Source organism: Methylobacterium sp. 285MFTsu5.1 (assembly GCF_000383455.1).
In the GTDB taxonomy this organism is placed as follows: Bacteria; Pseudomonadota; Alphaproteobacteria; order Rhizobiales; family Beijerinckiaceae; genus Methylobacterium.
The window spans coordinates 131918-147336 of the sequence record NZ_KB911283.1 but is presented as its reverse complement, the minus strand read 5'-3'; the positions used below and the strand labels follow the sequence as shown (position 1 = coordinate 147336).

Genomic DNA, 15419 nt, shown 5'->3' with positions numbered 1-15419 from the left:
GGGCATTCAGGGCGGTGTCGGGAGGCATCATGACGGGCGCGGTGACGATCTCGGGACCGGAGCGTGAGCGGATCGCCGCGGCGCTCGCCGAGATCGCCTGCGCGGCGGGGGAGATCCTGCGCCGCTACCACCGGGGCCCCTGCCCGCACGCCCTGAAGCCGGACGGCTCACCCTCCAGCGCTGCCGACGTCGAGGCCGAGGACCTGATCGTCGAGGCCCTCGCCGGGCGCTTCCCCGGGATCGCGGTCGTGGCCGAGGAGCGCGCCCAGAGCGACGCGACCCGCCCCGCCGATCTCTTCTTCCTCGTCGATCCCCTGGACGGCACGCGCGACTTCCTCGCCGGGACGCCGGACTACTCGGTCAACATCGCGCTGGTGTCTGGCGCCCGCCCGGTGGCGGCCGCGCTGGCCGCCCCCGGCCTCGGCCGCGTCTGGTGGGCCGGCCCTACGACCTTGGAGGGCCCCGTGATCGCGGGCCGGCCGGGGTCCGGGCGTCCGGTCCGCGCGCGGGCGGCGCCGGGGACGGGCCTCGTCGCCCTGGGCAGCCGGCGGCACGGCGATCCCGAGACCGCCACCTGCCTGGCGGCGCTGCCGGTGGTGGAGACGCGCCAGGTCGGGTCCGCCCTGAAGTTCGGGCTGATCGCCGCAGGCGAGGCCGACATCTACGTCCGCTGCGGCCCGACCATGGAATGGGACACGGCCGCGGGCGACCACATCGTCGCGGCGGCGGGCGGCTGCGTGGTGGTGCCGGGCGGCGGCCCGATCCGCTACGGCCAGCACGGACCTGATCACCGCAACGGTCCCTTCGCGGCCCTCGGGGACCCCGCCCTGGCCCCGCGGCTCGCCCTGCCGGCCCGCGCGAGCGACCGGCCGGCGGCGGCGCTCAGCGCGGCGCATCCCTAGGCGGCACGTTGGGCGAGGCGTCGGGCGAGCCGTCGGGCGGGACATCCTGCAGGCGGCGCACGGCCGGCCAGGCCGCCTCCGCCTGCCGGGCCAGGCCGGGCTCCGCCAGGAACCGGGCGCGGCGCCCGGCATCCCGGAACAGGTAGAGGCGCTCGTCGATCACCGCGAAGACCAGGGGATCGGCGTCCACCAGCCGGCCATCAAGGATCCCGGCGGCGTCGTAGCCCCCGAGGCGCGGCGCGTAGGCGGGCGGGTCGTCCCGGAATGCCGCGCGGTTGGCGCCGCTGGAGAAGCGCCAGACCTGGCCGCCCCAGGACAGCTCGAACCGGGCCAGACCGGCCTGCGGCCCGCCCTCCAGGAAGTAGCTGACCGGGTCGAAGCCGTTGAGCGTCAGCAGCTCGATCCGCGTCCGGGCCGTCAGGCCCTCCTCCGCGGCGGCGCGGCCGGGGGCCACCGCCGGCAGGGCCGCCAGCGCGGCTGACAGCGCGGCTGACAGCCCCACCGCCCGCGCGAGCGTGAGCGCCGCACGCGGGACGCCCGCGCCCGACCGCCCGGCCATGCGGACTGCGGGGTCAGGACGCGTTAACCACATCTTGCGGATTCCCTCAGAAGCTGGTCCGACTCATCCGCCCGGCGCGGCCTCTGCCGGCCCGGCGGGACAGAGCGGCTCAGGTCCATCGCACGAACCGTTAATCGAACCGGGCGAGGAGGCAACGATGACGGCACGAGACGATCGCGGCACCGACCGCCGCACCCTCCTGCGCGCGGGCCTCGGCCTGGCGCTGGGTGCGCCCCTCGGCGGCTCTCTCCTCGGCGCCGCGGGCGCGGCCCGCGCGGCCGGCGAGGATCTCGACACGCCCGAGACCTTCCGTCCCGGCGAGATCGTGGAATCCGGCCACCGGTTCTTCGGCACGGTGTCGCGCGGCCTCGCGCTCACCGTCGAGGAGGCGGGCCGGCGCTGGGGCGAGCCCAACGGCTACATCCTCGGCCAGGAGGGCGGCGGCGCCGTGGTGGCGGGCGTCCGCTACGGCGAGGGCACGCTCTACACCCGCAACGCCGGCAAGCGGCGCATCTACTGGCAGGGCCCGTCCCTCGGCTTCGATGTCGGCGGCGACGGCGCCCGCACCATGATGCTGGTCTACAACCTGCCCAACGTGCGCGACCTGTACCGCCGCTTCGCCGGCGTCGACGGCTCCGCCTACTTGGTGGGCGGCTTCGGGATGACCGCGGTGGTCAACGACCGGGTCATCGTCGTGCCGATCCGCAGCGGCGTCGGCGCGCGGCTCGGGATCAATGTCGGCTATCTGAAGTTCACCCGTGAGCCGACGTGGAACCCGTTCTGATCCGGCCTGATCCGGCCTGAGCCGGCTTTGATCCGGGACGGCGTCGGAACGCGTTCTGATTGACCGGCCCCGCGGGATTTCACCCTCGCGGCCAACCTGGGCTAGAGTGGAGTTGGGTCGGGTTTTCCGGCCGGATGCGCGGGCTGCACCCTCGTGATCGAAACGGTGATGATCTTCGCGCTGGGCTTCCTGGCGGCGAGCCTGTGCGGCCTGCTGCTTCTGCCGGCCCTGAATGCCCGCGCCGCGCGCCTGGAGCGTCGGCGGGCCGAGGCGCGCCTGCCCCTGTCGCCGGCCGAGATCGCCGCCGAGCGCGACTTCCTGCGCGCGCAGTTTGCCGTGCAGCAGCGCCGGTTGGAGCGCCGGGTCGAGACCGTCGAGGCGCGGCGGCAGGCCGACATGGCGGCGATCGGGGCCGGGACGATGCGGGTCGCCGCCCTGGCGCGCGACGTCGCTGCCCGCGACGCCGAGATCGCCCAGGCCCAGGCCAAGACCCGGGAGTTGGAGACCGAGCTGACGCTGGCGCGGGAGGACGGGAGCGCGAGCCTCGCCACGCTCCAGGCTCTCGAGGACGCCCATGCCGACCTGCTCGACAGTCTCCTGGCGCTCCGGCAGGGCGCGGCGCCGGCACCGGACGCCGCCGCGCTGGCGGCCGAGCGCGACGACCTGCGCGCGAGCCTGAAGGCGGCCGAGGAAGCTCTGGCCCTGACCGTGGCCGACCGCCAGAACGAACGCCACGACCGGGCCGGAAACCTGTCGCCGGACCGGCAGGCCGGCATCGAGCGCGAGAACGCCGATCTCCGCCGGCGAATCGTCGAGGTTGCCGAAGCCCTCACGGCCCCGGGCCGGATGCCGCGGACCGCGGCGGCGATGCCGGAACCCGAGCGGGTCTGAGCCGATCCACCTCCGAAACGGGGTTTGGCGACCGGAACGCAACCGAAAACCTGCGATGACTGCCTTGTTTCGACCACGCAAAGGCATCATCGCATCGCCGACGCGTCCTGCATTCACAAGTTCGACAGATGGTACGGATACCCATGCGCCTGAAGCCGATCGTCCTCGCCGTCGCGGCGGCCGTTGCCCTGACGCTGCCGGCAGCCGCGCAGCAGACGAAGCGCGGCAACGAGACCCTGAAGAAGTACTGCACCGGGGACTACCTGACCTATTGCGGCAACCTGGCCCCCGACGATCCGGCCACCGATGCCTGCTTCCAGAAGAACTGGAAGAAGCTCAGCGAGAACTGCCGCCGGGCGATCGACGCCTACGAGGCCGAGCAGCAGCAGAACGCCCCCGCCAAGAACCGGCAGGGCTCGCAGGGCGGCAAGGAGCGGCGGGGCTGACGCCTCCCGGCTGTCGAGGCCGGGCCGGGAACCGCGGGAACGGGCCCCAACCGTGCGCCGCGGCCGGCCTGTGGCGGACGGGCGCTCGCGCCGGGACGCGGCAACGGCTAAGGTAGCGCTCCCGCCGGCCCTCGCGTGCCGGTGCCGAGCCCGCCGGACCCTCGCGCGATGTTGTCGAAACCCGCCCTGAAACTCCTCGCCGTGTCCGGCCTCGTGGCCCTGGCGGCTTCCGCCTGCGGGCGGCGGGGTGCGCTGGAGCCGCCCCAGACGGCGGCCCCGCGGGCGGGTGCGCAGGCCGGTGCGGACGCGCCGACCGGGCGGCGGACGCTGCCGGTCTCGGTCGGCCTCGGCGGCGGCGCCCCGGAGCCGGACCCGGCCTCGGTGCGCGCCGGCGACGAGCTCTCCGCGGCGGCGGTCCCGCCGGGCGGCACCGAGGCGCCGGTCGAGACCAGCCGCGGCGCGCGGCGCGGCTACCGGGTGCCGAAGCAGCCTTTCATTCTGGATCCGCTGCTGTAGAGGGCGGAGGCCGGCACGCCGTCGCGGTGCCGCGCCCGGTGGCCCCGCTCGGACTCGGTCGGACCCCGCCACCGGCGCGCGCCCGCCGCGGCCGGCGGCGGAGTGTTTCACGGGAAACAGCCCGCGCTCCGGCGGGACGAGATACGGCGACGAGACACGGCCGAGATGCACCATTTTCACTATCGCGACGGCCGCCTGCACGCCGAGGATGTCGACCTGACCGGCCTCGCCGCGGAGGTCGGCACACCGTTCTACTGTTACAGCACCGCCACGCTGGAGCGGCACTTCCGCGTCTTCGCGGAGGCGTTCGCGGCCGACGACGCGCTGGTCTGCTTCGCCATGAAGGCGAACTCGAACCAGGCCGTCCTGCGGACCCTCGCGGCCCGGGGCGCCGGGATGGACATCGTCTCCGGCGGCGAGCTGCAGCGGGCCCTGGCGGCCGGCGTGGACCCCGGCAAGATCGTGTTCTCGGGAGTCGGCAAGACCCGCGCCGAGATGGAGGCCGCGCTGAGGGCCGGCATCTTCTGCTTCAACGTGGAGAGTGAGCCGGAACTCGCGGTCCTGTCCGAGGTGGCGGTGGGCCTCGGCCTCCGCGCGCCGGTCTCGGTCCGGGTGAACCCCGACGTGGACGCCGGCACGCACGCCAAGATCTCCACCGGCAAGTACGAGAACAAGTTCGGCATCCCGATCACCCGGGCGCCGGCTGTCTACGCCGCTGCGGCCGCCCTGCCGGGGATCGCGGTGCACGGCGTCGACATGCATATCGGCAGCCAGATCACCGATCTGGCGCCCTTCGCCGACGCGGCCCGGCTGCTCGCCGGCCTCGCCCGGGAGTTGCTGGCGGCCGGCCATCCCCTGCGCCACATCGATTTCGGCGGCGGCCTCGGCATCCCCTACCGCGACGACAACGCGCCGCCGCCGGACCCGGCCGCGCTGGCGGCGACCCTGCGGCCGCATTTCGCCCCGCTCGGCCTGCGGCCGGTCTTCGAGATCGGCCGGATGATCGTCGGCAATGCCGGGATCCTGCTGACGCGGGTGCTCTACGTGAAGCACAGCGAGGGGCGGACCTTCGTGATCGTCGACGCGGCGATGAACGACCTGATCCGCCCGACCCTGTACGAGGCCTATCACGGCCTGCGGCCGGTCATCGAGCCGGGTCCCGAGACGCCGCGCCTCGTCGCCGACGTGGTCGGCCCGGTCTGCGAGAGCGGCGACTACCTCGCCCTCAACCGCGAGATGCCGGAGGTGAGGCCCGGCGACCTGATCGCCGTGATGAGCGCCGGCGCCTATGGGGCGGTGCAGTCCTGCACCTACAACACCCGGCCGCTGGTGCCGGAGGTTCTGGTGCGGGGCGACCGCGCGGCGGTGGTCCGCCCGCGCCTCGACGTCGACGCCCTGATCGCCCTCGACCGGGTGCCGGACTGGCTGGCGTGAGCCGCGCTCCGGAGGGCGCCGCCGCCCCCAGGCCGCTCCCGGGACCCGACGGGCCCCTGCCGCTGTCGGTCTTCATCATCGCCCACAACGAGGTGGACCGGATCGGCGCGACGCTTCGGGCGGTCCGCGGCCTGACCGACGACCTCGTCGTGGTCGATTCCGGGTCCACCGACGGCACGCAGGCCCTGGCGGAGTCGCTGGGCGCGCGGGTGCTGCACCATCCCTGGCCGGGCTACGGCCCGCAGAAGCGCTTCGCAGAGGAGCAGTGCCGGCACGTCTGGCTCCTGAACCTCGACGCCGACGAGGTGGTGCCGCCGGAGCTGGCCCGGGAGATCCGGGGCCTCTGGGCCGCGGGCGAGCCGCGCCGGCCGGCGTGGCGGATCGGCATCGCCGAGATCTTCCCCGGCGAGGGCCGGCCGCACCCGCTCGCCTACACGCTGACGCCGGTCCGGCTCTACCGGAAGGATCGGGGCCGCTACGCCGCCTCGCCGGTCCACGACCGGGTGGCGCTGGAACCGGGGGTGAAGCCGGGCCGGCTCCGGGGCGTGATCCATCATTTCTCGGTGCGCTCGCTCGGCGACCAGCTCGACAAGCTGAACCGCTACTCCGACCAGCAGGCGGACGACTTGGAGTCGCGGGGCGTGGTGATCCCGACCTGGCGGGTGTTCGTCGAGCTGCCGGGCAATTTCCTGAAGGCCTATCTCGGCCGCCGCCACTTCGTGCGGGGCACCTACGGCTTCCTGACGGCGATGAACTACGCGATCTCGCGGCATCTGCGCGTCGCCAAGCACGTCGAGCGCCGCCGCGTGGCCGCCGCCCGCCAGGATCGGGTTGACCCGCCGGATCCGACCTTCTAGAGCCAGAGCGCCGGAGACGTGGCCGAGCGGCTGAAGGCACTCGTTTGCTAAATGAGCATACCCAGAAATGGGTATCGAGGGTTCGAATCCCTCCGTCTCCGCCAGCACCGCTCAACTCGATCTAAGTCTCTGGAGTGACAGCGATTTTCCGCACGTCGAGTTTTGATTTCTCCCCGCGGAAACTGGCTCGGCCAACGGCCGAAGGAATGCCCACTCGGCGCGCCCGATCGTCACGACGGCGTGTGATTCGAGCTTGAGCGGAGGAACGACTGCTTCCTGGCTCGCTTGCGAAGAGCTCCGTCCGAAGAAATGTGATCGACCGAACCGTCGCATCCTGCTTCGGCAGCATTCTCTGCGAGACCTGACTGCCCGGGTCGCCAGATCGTCAGCGTAGGTACCGACTCCGAGAACCACGCCGCGCCGGTGCCGTCGTGCTGCCTGCGATCCGGAGGCGGGATGATGTCACCCGGCATGCGCGTCGGATTGCTCCGTCCGGGTGGCGTCCAGGCGGGTACGCCGGCTTCGGCACCGGCTGACATGGGCGTGGTCGCGTCCGAAGGAGCCGCACTGAACAGGAGCGCGCGCACGAGGGCGAAGGCACATCCCTAGCGGATCCCGCTCGCGCGGAGCGCCCTTCCCCACCGGGCAGTCGAGACTTGGCCGTCGCGTCGATCCGTGCACCCGCTGGGCACGCGTCAGGACCCTCCCGTGACCGTGACCGGCCGCGCGGAACGGCGCCCGGGCGAGAGCCGTTCCCGATCCCCGTGGCCGCCCTGGTCGCGAAGGCCTGGTCGCGAAGGCCTGGTCGCGAAGGCCTGGTCGCGAAGGAGAACCGCCAGGAGCAGCACCACCGACACGATCAAGGGCCTGGCCAATGAGGCCGTCGGCAACGTGAAGCAGGGCATCGGCAGCGCGACTGGCAACGACAAGCTGAAGGCCGAGGGTAAGGCGCAGGAACTGAAGGGCGAAGCCCAGAAGACGACCGGGAACGTCAAGGACGGCGCCAAGCACGTGGCCGACAAGCTCACCGGCAAAGTTTGATCCGGCCGCCCGGAGCGGTTCCACGCTCCGGGCATCCCGAGGTCGCGGCAACGCGTCGAAGGAAAGGATCGTGGGTGCTGGCAGAGGCCGGTCCTGCAACGCCCGCGCGCCGTGCCGCGTTGATCTGCGAAGACAATATCCGAACCGCAGCCGGACCCTTGCCTGCGCGCAGCATCGTGGGCCCATGGACCAGTTGAACGCGTCGCAACCGACGCCGGAGATCGACCTCTCGTCCTGCGACCGCGAGCCCATCCACATCCTCGGCGCGGTGCAGGGGTTCGGCTTCCTCATCGGGGTCTCCCCGGACTGGATCGTCACCCGCGCCTCGGACAACATCGCGACCTGGCTCGGCCAGGGTGCGGCGGCACTTCTCGGCCTGCCCCTCGATGCCGTCCTCGACCGCGAGGCCATCCACACCCTGCGCGGGCACCTGCAGACCCTGCGCGGGCCGGACGCCGTCGACCGGGTCTTCGGCCTCCGGCTCGTGCCGGGCGGCGAGCCGTTCGACGTGGCCCTCCACCGGTCCGGGGACACCATCGTCATCGAGGCCGAGCCGAGCGCCACCGAACACCTCAGCGCCGGCAACCTCGTGCGCAGCATGGTCACCCGTCTCCAGCAGACCGTGGGGTTCGACCCCCTCTGCCGCGAGGCCGCCCGCCAGATGCGGGCGCTGACCGGGTTCGACCGGGTTATGGTCTACCGCTTCGCCGCGGACCATTCGGGCGAGGTCATCGCCGAGGCGGCCCGGTCCGGCCTCGCTCCCTACCTGGGGCTGCACTACCCGGCCTCCGACATCCCCAAACAGGCCCGCGCCCTCTACGCGCGCAACTGGCTGCGCATCATCGCCGACGTCGACGACACCGGCGCCGCCGTGCTGCCCCCGCGCGATCCGGCCGGCCAGCCCCTCGACCTGTCGCTGTCGACCCTGCGGACGGTCTCGCCGATCCACCTCGAATACCTGCGCAACATGGGCGTGGCGGCCTCGCTGTCCGTGTCCATCCTGCGCGACGGTCGCCTGTGGGGCCTGTTCGCCTGCCACCACACCGAGCCGCGCCACATCTCCCTCGAGCGCCGGACCGGCGCCGAGCTGTTCGGCCAGATGTTCTCCTGGCTGCTGGAGGCCCGCGAGCGGCAGGCCGACGCCGAGCGCGAGGTCCGTTCGCGCGAGTTGCACAACCGCCTGCTGGGCGCGCTGGCCACCGGCGGCACCAACCTGGAAAGCCTCTCCGACTTCCTCGACGACCTGGCGGCGATCCTGCCCTGCGACGGCATCGGCCTGTGGGTGAACGGCGAGATCACGCTCCAGGGCTCGACCCCGACCGCGGAGGAGTTCGCCGGCCTGGTGCGCTTCCTCAACCGCACGGCCGCGAGCAAGGCCTACGCGACCGACGAGATCGGGCGCGTCCACGAACCGGGCCGCGACTTCACCGAGCGGGCGGCCGGCATGCTCGCCATCCCGGTGTCGCGCACGCCCCGGGATTTTCTGGTCTACTTCCGGCGCGAGGTCTCGCGGACCGTGACCTGGGCGGGCAACCCGGTGAAGCCCGCGACTCCGGGGCCGAACGGCGTCCGTCTGACCCCGCGCAAGAGCTTCGAGGCGTGGCGCGAGACCGTGCACGGGCGCTCGCTCCCCTGGGCCGAGGTCGAGATGCGGACCGCCGAGGCCCTGCGCATCACCCTGCTCGAGGTGATCCTGCGCCTCACCGACTCCGCCGAGAAGGAGCGCAAGGTCGCGCAGGAGCGTCAGGAACTCCTCATCGCCGAGCTCAACCACCGGGTCCGCAACATCCTGAACCTGATCCGCGGGGTGGTGACCCAGAGCCGGCCGGCGGACGGGGCGGACAGCGCCTTCGCGAACACGGTCGGCGACCGCATCCAAGCGCTCGCCCGGGCGCACGACCAGATCACCTCGAGCAACTGGGGACCGGGATCCCTGCGCGACCTCGTCATGCTGGAGGCCGGCGCCTACCTCGGACCCAAGGCCGGCCGGGTCGTGCTCGACGGCGCCGACGTCCTGCTGGAACCGCAGGCGTTCTCGACCGTCGCCCTGGTCGTCCACGAGATGATGACGAACTCGGCCAAGTACGGCGCGCTCTGCGACAGCCTCGGGCGGGTCGACCTGCGCTGGGAGCGGGACGCCCTCGACCACTTGGTGATCCGATGGCGCGAGACCGGCGGCCCGGCCGTGCGGGCGCCCACCCGGCGCGGCTTCGGCACGACCATCATCGAGCGGTCGATCCCGTACGAGCTCAAGGGCGAGGCGGAGGTGCGCTACGAACTGGCGGGCGTCGAGGCGCGCTTCACCATCCCCCCGGCCTTCGTCCAGAACGCCTCACGCGCCGCGCCGAAGGCTGTCAGGGCGGTTCACGCCGAGGCGCTGCGCGGTCTCGCGGGGTCCGTGCTGGTCGTCGAGGACAACATGATCATCGCCCTGGAGGCCGAGGAGTTGCTCACGTCGCTCGGCGCCACGAACGTGGACATGGCGTCGTCGACGCGCGAGGCGCTCCGCCTGATCGACGCGGCGCCGCCGGCCCGGGCCCTGCTCGACGTCAACCTGGGCTCCGAGACCAGCATCGCCGTCGCGCGCAGGCTGTTCGAACTGGGCATCCCCTACGCGTTCGCCACCGGCTACGGCGACGGCTTCCGCATTCCGGAAGACCTCGCCGCCGTGCCGGTGGTGAAGAAGCCCTACGGGGCGGAGGACCTCCTGCGCGCCTTCCCGGCTTGAGCCCGCGAGCCGGTGCTTGACGGGTCGGTGGTCAGGGTTACCGGTGGTTGGGGCGATGTCGGGCGCGGCGCCTGGCCCGGTGGGATGTTCCGCCACGAAACGCGCGGAGGTCGCGCGGTCCTCAGCGCGCCTCAGCTTGCCGAGGAAGCCCTCGGACTCACGGAGACGGGTTTCACGATCGCGACGCGGTGCCTCGATGCGGCGGATCTCGCCGTCGCGCCACGCGTCGAAGGCGGTGGTGCCGCTGGCCCGAAGGCGGGGTGAACGACGGCGGTGCGCGGGTCACGGCGCCGGGCCCGACAGGTCGCGGGCGGCATTCGAGACCCGGCAGGCCGGAACGGTCGCGCGCGTCGCGGGCTTCGGGCGGGTCGGCGCCGCGGTCGCCGGGCCGGAGCGCCTCTACCGGCGGTCACGCTCATTCGGGGTGGGGTCACCTCGGTTCGGTGCCGCGCCGCTCTAGGTTGGCTGAAAGGGGAGCGGACCGCATGGAGCAGGACATCGGCGAGGGGGAGCGGCCGCCCGCTTCGCGACGGCCATCCGTCTCCAGGTCCCTGGACCTCCTCAACCTCCTGCTCATCGATGTGAACGGGGCGATCAAGCCCTACCTCAACGTCTACCTCTACGTGCACCGCGGTTGGAATGATGCCTCGGTCGGGCTGGTCAGCACGGTGTCGGGCATCGTCGGCATCGTGGTGCAGACGCCCATCGGGACCGCCATCGACGCGGTGCGCGACAAGCGCGTGATCCTGCTCGGCGCCCTGGTCGCGCTCTCGCTGGCCACGCTCCTCGTCGCGCTCTTCCCGTACTTCTGGCCCGTGCTCGCGGCCTCCTGCGTGCTGGCCGCCGTCGGGGGCATGCTGAGCCCGGCCATCGCGACGCTCACGCTCGGCCTGTTCCCATCCGACCGGATCGCCGGGCGCTTCGGCCGCAACGCCGCCCTGGAGCGGACCGGGAACGTCGCCATCGCCGTGCTGATCGGGCTCGTCGGCTGGCTGTTCCCGGACCGCGCGGTGTTCCTCTTGGTCCCGGCCTGCGCCATCGTCTCGGCCGCGGCACTCTACTCCATCCCGCGCGATGCCATCGACGCGCGCCGGGCTCGCGGCGGCGGCGAGGGGGAGCAAGCCCCGGCCCGGTGGCGGACCCTGCTGACCTGCCGGCCGCTCATGGTCTTCGCGGCCTGCGTAGGGCTTTTCCATTTCGCCAACGCGCCGCTGCTGACCCTCGTCGCCCAGGAGATCGGGCAGGCGCGCCCGGACTGGTCGTCCGTCATCGTCTCCGTCTGCATCGTCGGCGCGCAGGGGGTGATGGTGCCGATGGGGCTCATCGTCGGCCGCCGGGCCGAGCGCTGGGGCCGCAAGCCCTTGCTCGTGATCGGCTTCGCCGCGCTGCCCGTGCGCGCCTTGCTCTATCTCGTCTGGCGCGACCCGTACTGGCTGATCGCGGTCCAGTGCCTCGACGGCGTCGGTGCCGGCCTGCTCAGCGCGGTGAAGCCGCTGGTCATAGCCGACATCACCCGAGGAACCGGCCGCTACAACGCCGCCCACGGCCTGATCGGGACCGTGCAGGGCGCCGGCGCTTCGCTGTCGTTCGTGATCGCCGGAACCTTGGTCCAGCAGGCGGGGTTCGATGCCGCCTATCTCGCGTGCGCCGCCGTCGCGGCGGTCGCGCTCGGGGTGCTCGTGACGCTGCTGCCCAAGACAATCCCGGAGTAGCCCCGGAGAAGCCTCGGGGCGGCCCGGCGGCGTGGCTGCGAGCGGTGAGACCTGGCACGGCTTGAGGAGGGGTGGTGAAAGATCGGATTTCCGGCCGGGGTGGCCGGCGGCTCACCGCGACGCTGGCCGTGCTCCTCTCCCTTGCCCTGCCCGTCACCGCCGCGACGCTCCACAGCACCTACGTCGACCCGGCGGCGATGGCGCTGCAGCGCGTCCTGCCGCCCCCGCCCGAAGCCGGCTCGGAATCGGCCAAGGCGGACATGCAGGCCGTGGAGGCCGCGGTCCGCGCCCGCACGCCCGACGACGAGCGGCGCATCACCGCGAACCTGCCGTGCACCCTCGACCGCTTCACCGGTGTGCTCGGCCCGGCCTTCACGGCGGAGACGATGCCGGACACCGCGGCGCTGATCGAGAGTGTGTTCCAGGACGGGGAACTCGCCGTGCTGGCGGCGAAGGCCGCCATCGCGCGGCCGCGGCCCTACACGGTGAAGCCGGACCTCGCCACGTTCGGACATCGCTCCGACAGCACGTCCTACCCGAGCGGCCACGCCACGTTCGGGTATCTCGCGGCCACGGTGCTGTCGCGCCTCGTGCCCGAGAAGCGCCAGGCGCTGTTCGCTTTCGCCGGGACCTACGGGGAGAACCGGGTGATCGCCGGCACCCATTTCCCGTCCGACCTCGAAGCCGGCAAAATCGCCGCGGCCGTCATCGCCGAGGCGCTGTTCCACGACCCGCGCTTCGAACGCGATCTCGCCCGGGCGGCTTCTGAAGTCGCGGCCCAGGGCGGCGCCTCCGGTCGGTGAGGCGAAGGCTCCTGACGCAGGATCACGAAGGCGGGAGGCGGGTTGCGGGGCGAACCCGCCTGTCTGACCGCGATCCCAGGCAATCCTGGGCACCCGCGCACGGGCCCTTGCCGCACCCGACCCAGCCCCGGAGATGGGCCGCCCGACATCCGAGCCCCGAACGACAGGAGACCGCCGGCATGTCTCACGTCACCGAGGAGATGGCCGCTGATGGGCACTTCATGGTCAAGGTCGCCGGTCGTGCCGTCACGGAGACCTGCGAGAAGCGACAGGCCAGGAAGCTCGTCCGCGCGATGCGCATCTGTCGGGCGGCCTCGTCACGCTGTTCGGCGGAAGACGAGGCTCGCCGCTGCGATGGCTAAGCCCAGCCGAGCTCTCTCACGGCCCGGGCGTCGTTCCAGATCTTCGTCAATCCGATGATGCGGTCCCCCTCGAACTGCATGACATACACGTAGTCGGTCGACGTGGATTTGCCCGTGGGCGGGCAGGGTCCGCCCTCGCCAGTGTGGGTCCCGTGGAAGACCCCGTAGGCCATCACGTTCCGGCGCTCCTCGTCGGTCGCGAAGGATCGCACCTCGTACCGACCGTCGGGGATGAAGGTCAGGAGCCCCTTCATCCACTCCGTGTAGTCCCGCAGGGAGGTCACGCCGGCCAGGGCATCGGCCTGGGCGGAGAAGGTCGCATGCGGGGCACAGTAGCGCGCGCACGCCTCCCAGCCTCCGCCGGTCTCGCAGGCATCGAAGAAGGCCTTTGCTACCGTCGTGATGTCGCCCATGCCTGGATCGCCCTTTTCCATTGCCGGAAGCGCCGATTGTAGCGGACGCCGTCCGCGCAAGCACCCTCTGCGAGGGTCTGCGCGGACGGTCATGCGGCTGGCGCCGCTTCCGACCGTATCGCGACGATCAGGAAGGCGCCTCGTTCGAGGCAGCCGCGCCATGCCCCCCGCTCCCGTGCGGGAGCGGGTTGGGGCAAGACGCTTCGAGGTCGAACGCGCCATGTCTGTGACCGTTCTCGTGTGAAGCCGGGGGAGGCGGTGGGCCGGACGCGCCGAGGCGCGCGGCCCGGCTTCTCGAAAACGGCGTCCCGACTTCGGCCGTCCCCCGGCCGAGCGCTCGAGCGCTCTCCGCCGAAGTGGATACCGGTTCGGCGTAAGAGAGCGCGTCAAGACAAAGGTTTAGAGCCGTGCCCGATTGCAACGCGATCGGGCACGTCTCTAGCCGAGCCTCCGGCCGATCGCCTCGGCGAGCATGATCGTGGTCACATTCGTCGGCGCCGAGACGATGTCGGGCATGATCGAGGCATCGACGACGTTCAGGCCGTCCACCCCGCGCACCGCCCCGCTCCCATCGACCACTGCCCACGGGTCGTCGCGGCCGCCCATCGGGACGGAGGAGGTCGGGTGGGCGTAGCCGTCGACTGCCGAGAGCACGGCTCGCCGCAGCGCGTCGTCGTCACGGACATCGGGACCGGGATACAGCTCCGCCGCGACCACGTCGCTGAACGGGGCCGTCCGGCCGATGCGCCGCGACAGGCGCACCGCTTCCAACATGCGCCTCAGGTCGGCCGGGTCCTCGAAGAAGTTGTAGCGGATGAGCGGCATGGCGCGGGGGTCGCGGCTCGTCAGCCGAACCGAGCCGACGGACCTCGGCAGCGTGACCGAGCAGGCCAGTACGATGGCCCCGCCGGTCGGGCTCTGCGCCGGATCGAAGATGTGCGTCCCCGAGATGTGAAGGTCCAACTCGTCCGGGGCGGCCTCACGCGACCGCGTCCAGATGATCGCGCCCGCGACCGGGTCCATCGCCCGCACCTCCCGCTTGAGCGCGTAGACGTTGTAGTAGAACGGATGCTCCTTGAGCCGCTCGCCGACCGGCGCGTCCTGCAGCACGGGAATGTCGAGGTCGCGCAGGTGCGCCGCCGGCCCGATGCCCGACCGCATCAGGATGGCGGGGCTGCCGAATGCCCCGGCCGAGAGGATCACCCGTCCGGCCTCCACCGTCGCGCCGCCCAGAAGCCGGAGGCCGCGCGCCCGCCGGCCGTCGAACAGCACGGCGTCGACCTCGGCGCCCCCGACGATGGCGAGGTTCGGTCGGCGCCGAACGTCCTCAGTCAGGTAGGCCATGCCCGTGTTGACGCGTCGGCCCTCGACCACGTTCAGCGGGTAGGGCGAGACGCCGTGCTGCTCCGCGCCGTTGAAGTCGGCGATGCGGGACAGGCCGGCCGCCTCCGCGGCCAGCACGAAGGCGCGCATGGAGGGGGTGATCTCCTCCATCGTGCGCTGGCGGATCGGGAAGGGCCCGGAGCGCCCGCGCCGAGCGTCGTCGCCGGCCGGCGTGTTCTCCAGTGCCCTGAAGACCGGGAGCACCTCGTCCCACGACCAGCCGTCGAGACCGCGCGCGGTCCAGCGGGCGAAATCGGACGGCCGCGCCCGCATGGCGACCGCGGCGTTCACGCCGGAGCTGCCGCCGAGCACCTTGCCGCGGATCGCGCGCACGTCGTGGCCGAGGCCGGAGCGGTCCTGGGTGTGGTAGCCCCAGTCGTGCGCCGCGTCGCCGCCGACCCAGTTCGCGTTCGCGATGACGTCCGGATACGCCCCCGGCGCGTAGGCCGGTCCGGCCTCCAGCAGAAGAACCGTCCGGTTCGGATTCTCGCTGAGCCGGCGCGCGAGCACGGCGCCCGCGGAGCCTCCGCCGGCGATGACGACGTCGAAGGCCTGATCCGGGATGGGGGCGCGGGTGGGCATGGCGGA

The 15419-nt window shown here is 72.4% G+C and carries 15 protein-coding genes, 1 tRNA gene and 1 pseudogene; 13 read left to right on the top strand and 4 right to left on the bottom strand.

Annotated elements, in window-relative coordinates:
* Window positions 1–29: 29 nt before the first annotated feature.
* Window positions 30–902, top strand: a complete 873-nt coding sequence (locus tag H288_RS0120110) for a 3'(2'),5'-bisphosphate nucleotidase CysQ (RefSeq protein WP_020094373.1) — start codon at window positions 30–32, stop codon at window positions 900–902.
* On the opposite strand, the gene H288_RS33540 is transcribed toward H288_RS0120110, so the two are convergent.
* A complete protein-coding gene (locus tag H288_RS33540; RefSeq protein ID WP_020094372.1) occupies window positions 883–1461 on the bottom strand; it encodes a YHS domain-containing (seleno)protein in 579 nt (192 codons plus the stop codon). The two genes, H288_RS0120110 and H288_RS33540, sit on opposite strands and share 20 nt — an antisense overlap.
* A gap of 157 nt (window positions 1462–1618) precedes the next feature.
* On the opposite strand from H288_RS33540, the gene H288_RS0120100 reads away from it, so the two are divergent.
* The 9 genes from H288_RS0120100 (at window position 1619) to H288_RS0120060 (ending at window position 10158) form a co-directional block, all read left to right on the top strand.
* Window positions 1619–2245, top strand: a complete 627-nt coding sequence (locus H288_RS0120100; RefSeq protein WP_020094371.1) for a DUF1134 domain-containing protein — start codon at window positions 1619–1621, stop codon at window positions 2243–2245.
* Window positions 2246–2413: 168 nt separating this feature from the next.
* Window positions 2414–3136: a hypothetical protein gene (locus H288_RS0120095; protein ID WP_042671737.1), complete on the top strand. Its 723-nt coding sequence runs from the start codon at window positions 2414–2416 to the stop codon at window positions 3134–3136.
* A gap of 143 nt (window positions 3137–3279) precedes the next feature.
* A complete protein-coding gene (locus tag H288_RS0120090) occupies window positions 3280–3582 on the top strand; it encodes a hypothetical protein (RefSeq protein ID WP_020094369.1) in 303 nt (100 codons plus the stop codon).
* Window positions 3583–3750: 168 nt separating this feature from the next.
* Window positions 3751–4098, top strand: a complete 348-nt coding sequence (locus H288_RS0120085; protein ID WP_020094368.1) for a hypothetical protein — start codon at window positions 3751–3753, stop codon at window positions 4096–4098.
* A 165-nt stretch (window positions 4099–4263) separates the two neighbouring features.
* Window positions 4264–5532 carry a diaminopimelate decarboxylase gene (gene lysA / locus H288_RS0120080; RefSeq protein WP_020094367.1) on the top strand — a complete coding sequence of 423 codons (1269 nt, stop codon included), beginning with the start codon at window positions 4264–4266 and terminating at the stop codon, window positions 5530–5532.
* Window positions 5529–6389: a glycosyltransferase family 2 protein gene (locus H288_RS0120075; protein WP_020094366.1), complete on the top strand. Its 861-nt coding sequence runs from the start codon at window positions 5529–5531 to the stop codon at window positions 6387–6389. Before lysA ends, H288_RS0120075 begins: the two co-directional genes overlap by 4 nt.
* A gap of 12 nt (window positions 6390–6401) precedes the next feature.
* Window positions 6402–6493, top strand: a tRNA-Ser gene (locus H288_RS0120070).
* 697 nt (window positions 6494–7190) lie between these two features.
* Window positions 7191–7430, top strand: coding sequence for a CsbD family protein (locus tag H288_RS0120065; RefSeq protein WP_042671726.1), 240 nt, complete (start codon window positions 7191–7193; stop codon window positions 7428–7430).
* A gap of 184 nt (window positions 7431–7614) precedes the next feature.
* The gene (locus tag H288_RS0120060; RefSeq protein ID WP_020094364.1) at window positions 7615–10158 is read left to right on the top strand and encodes an HWE histidine kinase domain-containing protein; all 2544 of its coding nucleotides are present in this window, start codon (window positions 7615–7617) and stop codon (window positions 10156–10158) included.
* 144 nt (window positions 10159–10302) lie between these two features.
* On the opposite strand, the pseudogene H288_RS35960 reads toward H288_RS0120060, so the two are convergent.
* Window positions 10303–10365, bottom strand: a pseudogene (locus tag H288_RS35960) (hypothetical protein); the annotation flags it as partial.
* A gap of 278 nt (window positions 10366–10643) precedes the next feature.
* Between H288_RS35960 and H288_RS0120055 the strand changes: the two are divergent.
* The 3 genes from H288_RS0120055 (at window position 10644) to H288_RS32560 (ending at window position 13035) form a co-directional block, all read left to right on the top strand.
* Window positions 10644–11870, top strand: a complete 1227-nt coding sequence (locus H288_RS0120055; RefSeq protein ID WP_020094363.1) for an MFS transporter — start codon at window positions 10644–10646, stop codon at window positions 11868–11870.
* Between the two features lie 74 nt (window positions 11871–11944).
* Complete coding sequence (locus H288_RS0120050) at window positions 11945–12673, top strand: phosphatase PAP2 family protein (RefSeq protein ID WP_020094362.1); 729 nt, start codon at window positions 11945–11947, stop codon at window positions 12671–12673.
* A 179-nt stretch (window positions 12674–12852) separates the two neighbouring features.
* Entirely contained in the window at window positions 12853–13035 is a 183-nt protein-coding gene (locus H288_RS32560) for a hypothetical protein (RefSeq protein ID WP_020094361.1), read from the top strand.
* Here H288_RS32560 and H288_RS0120040 read toward each other — a convergent pair.
* Together H288_RS0120040 and H288_RS32555 are read right to left on the bottom strand one after the other, a co-directional pair.
* Window positions 13032–13448 carry an ester cyclase gene (locus tag H288_RS0120040; protein WP_020094360.1) on the bottom strand — a complete coding sequence of 139 codons (417 nt, stop codon included), beginning with the start codon at window positions 13446–13448 and terminating at the stop codon, window positions 13032–13034. The genes H288_RS32560 and H288_RS0120040 overlap by 4 nt on opposite strands.
* Window positions 13449–13886: 438 nt before the next feature.
* Window positions 13887–15413, bottom strand: coding sequence for a GMC family oxidoreductase N-terminal domain-containing protein (locus tag H288_RS32555; RefSeq protein WP_020094359.1), 1527 nt, complete (start codon window positions 15411–15413; stop codon window positions 13887–13889).
* Between the last annotated feature and the right edge of the window lie 6 nt (window positions 15414–15419).

What these genes read in the sequence shown, in the direction of transcription:
- H288_RS0120055 (WP_020094363.1), top strand. Translation starts at nt 10,644, where the DNA reads ATGGAGCAGGACATCGGCGAGGGGGAGCGGCCGCCCGCTTCGCGACGG.
- H288_RS32560 (WP_020094361.1), top strand. Translation starts at nt 12,853, where the DNA reads ATGTCTCACGTCACCGAGGAGATGGCCGCTGATGGGCACTTCATGGTC.
- H288_RS0120100 (WP_020094371.1), top strand. Translation starts at nt 1,619, where the DNA reads ATGACGGCACGAGACGATCGCGGCACCGACCGCCGCACCCTCCTGCGC.
- H288_RS0120040 (WP_020094360.1), bottom strand. Translation starts at nt 13,448, where the DNA reads ATGGGCGACATCACGACGGTAGCAAAGGCCTTCTTCGATGCCTGCGAG.
- H288_RS0120095 (WP_042671737.1), top strand. Translation starts at nt 2,414, where the DNA reads ATGATCTTCGCGCTGGGCTTCCTGGCGGCGAGCCTGTGCGGCCTGCTG.
- H288_RS0120060 (WP_020094364.1), top strand. Translation starts at nt 7,615, where the DNA reads ATGGACCAGTTGAACGCGTCGCAACCGACGCCGGAGATCGACCTCTCG.
- H288_RS0120085 (WP_020094368.1), top strand. Translation starts at nt 3,751, where the DNA reads ATGTTGTCGAAACCCGCCCTGAAACTCCTCGCCGTGTCCGGCCTCGTG.
- H288_RS0120110 (WP_020094373.1), top strand. Translation starts at nt 30, where the DNA reads ATGACGGGCGCGGTGACGATCTCGGGACCGGAGCGTGAGCGGATCGCC.
- H288_RS33540 (WP_020094372.1), bottom strand. Translation starts at nt 1,461, where the DNA reads ATGGCCGGGCGGTCGGGCGCGGGCGTCCCGCGTGCGGCGCTCACGCTC.
- H288_RS32555 (WP_020094359.1), bottom strand. Translation starts at nt 15,413, where the DNA reads ATGCCCACCCGCGCCCCCATCCCGGATCAGGCCTTCGACGTCGTCATC.
- lysA (WP_020094367.1), top strand. Translation starts at nt 4,264, where the DNA reads ATGCACCATTTTCACTATCGCGACGGCCGCCTGCACGCCGAGGATGTC.
- H288_RS0120090 (WP_020094369.1), top strand. Translation starts at nt 3,280, where the DNA reads ATGCGCCTGAAGCCGATCGTCCTCGCCGTCGCGGCGGCCGTTGCCCTG.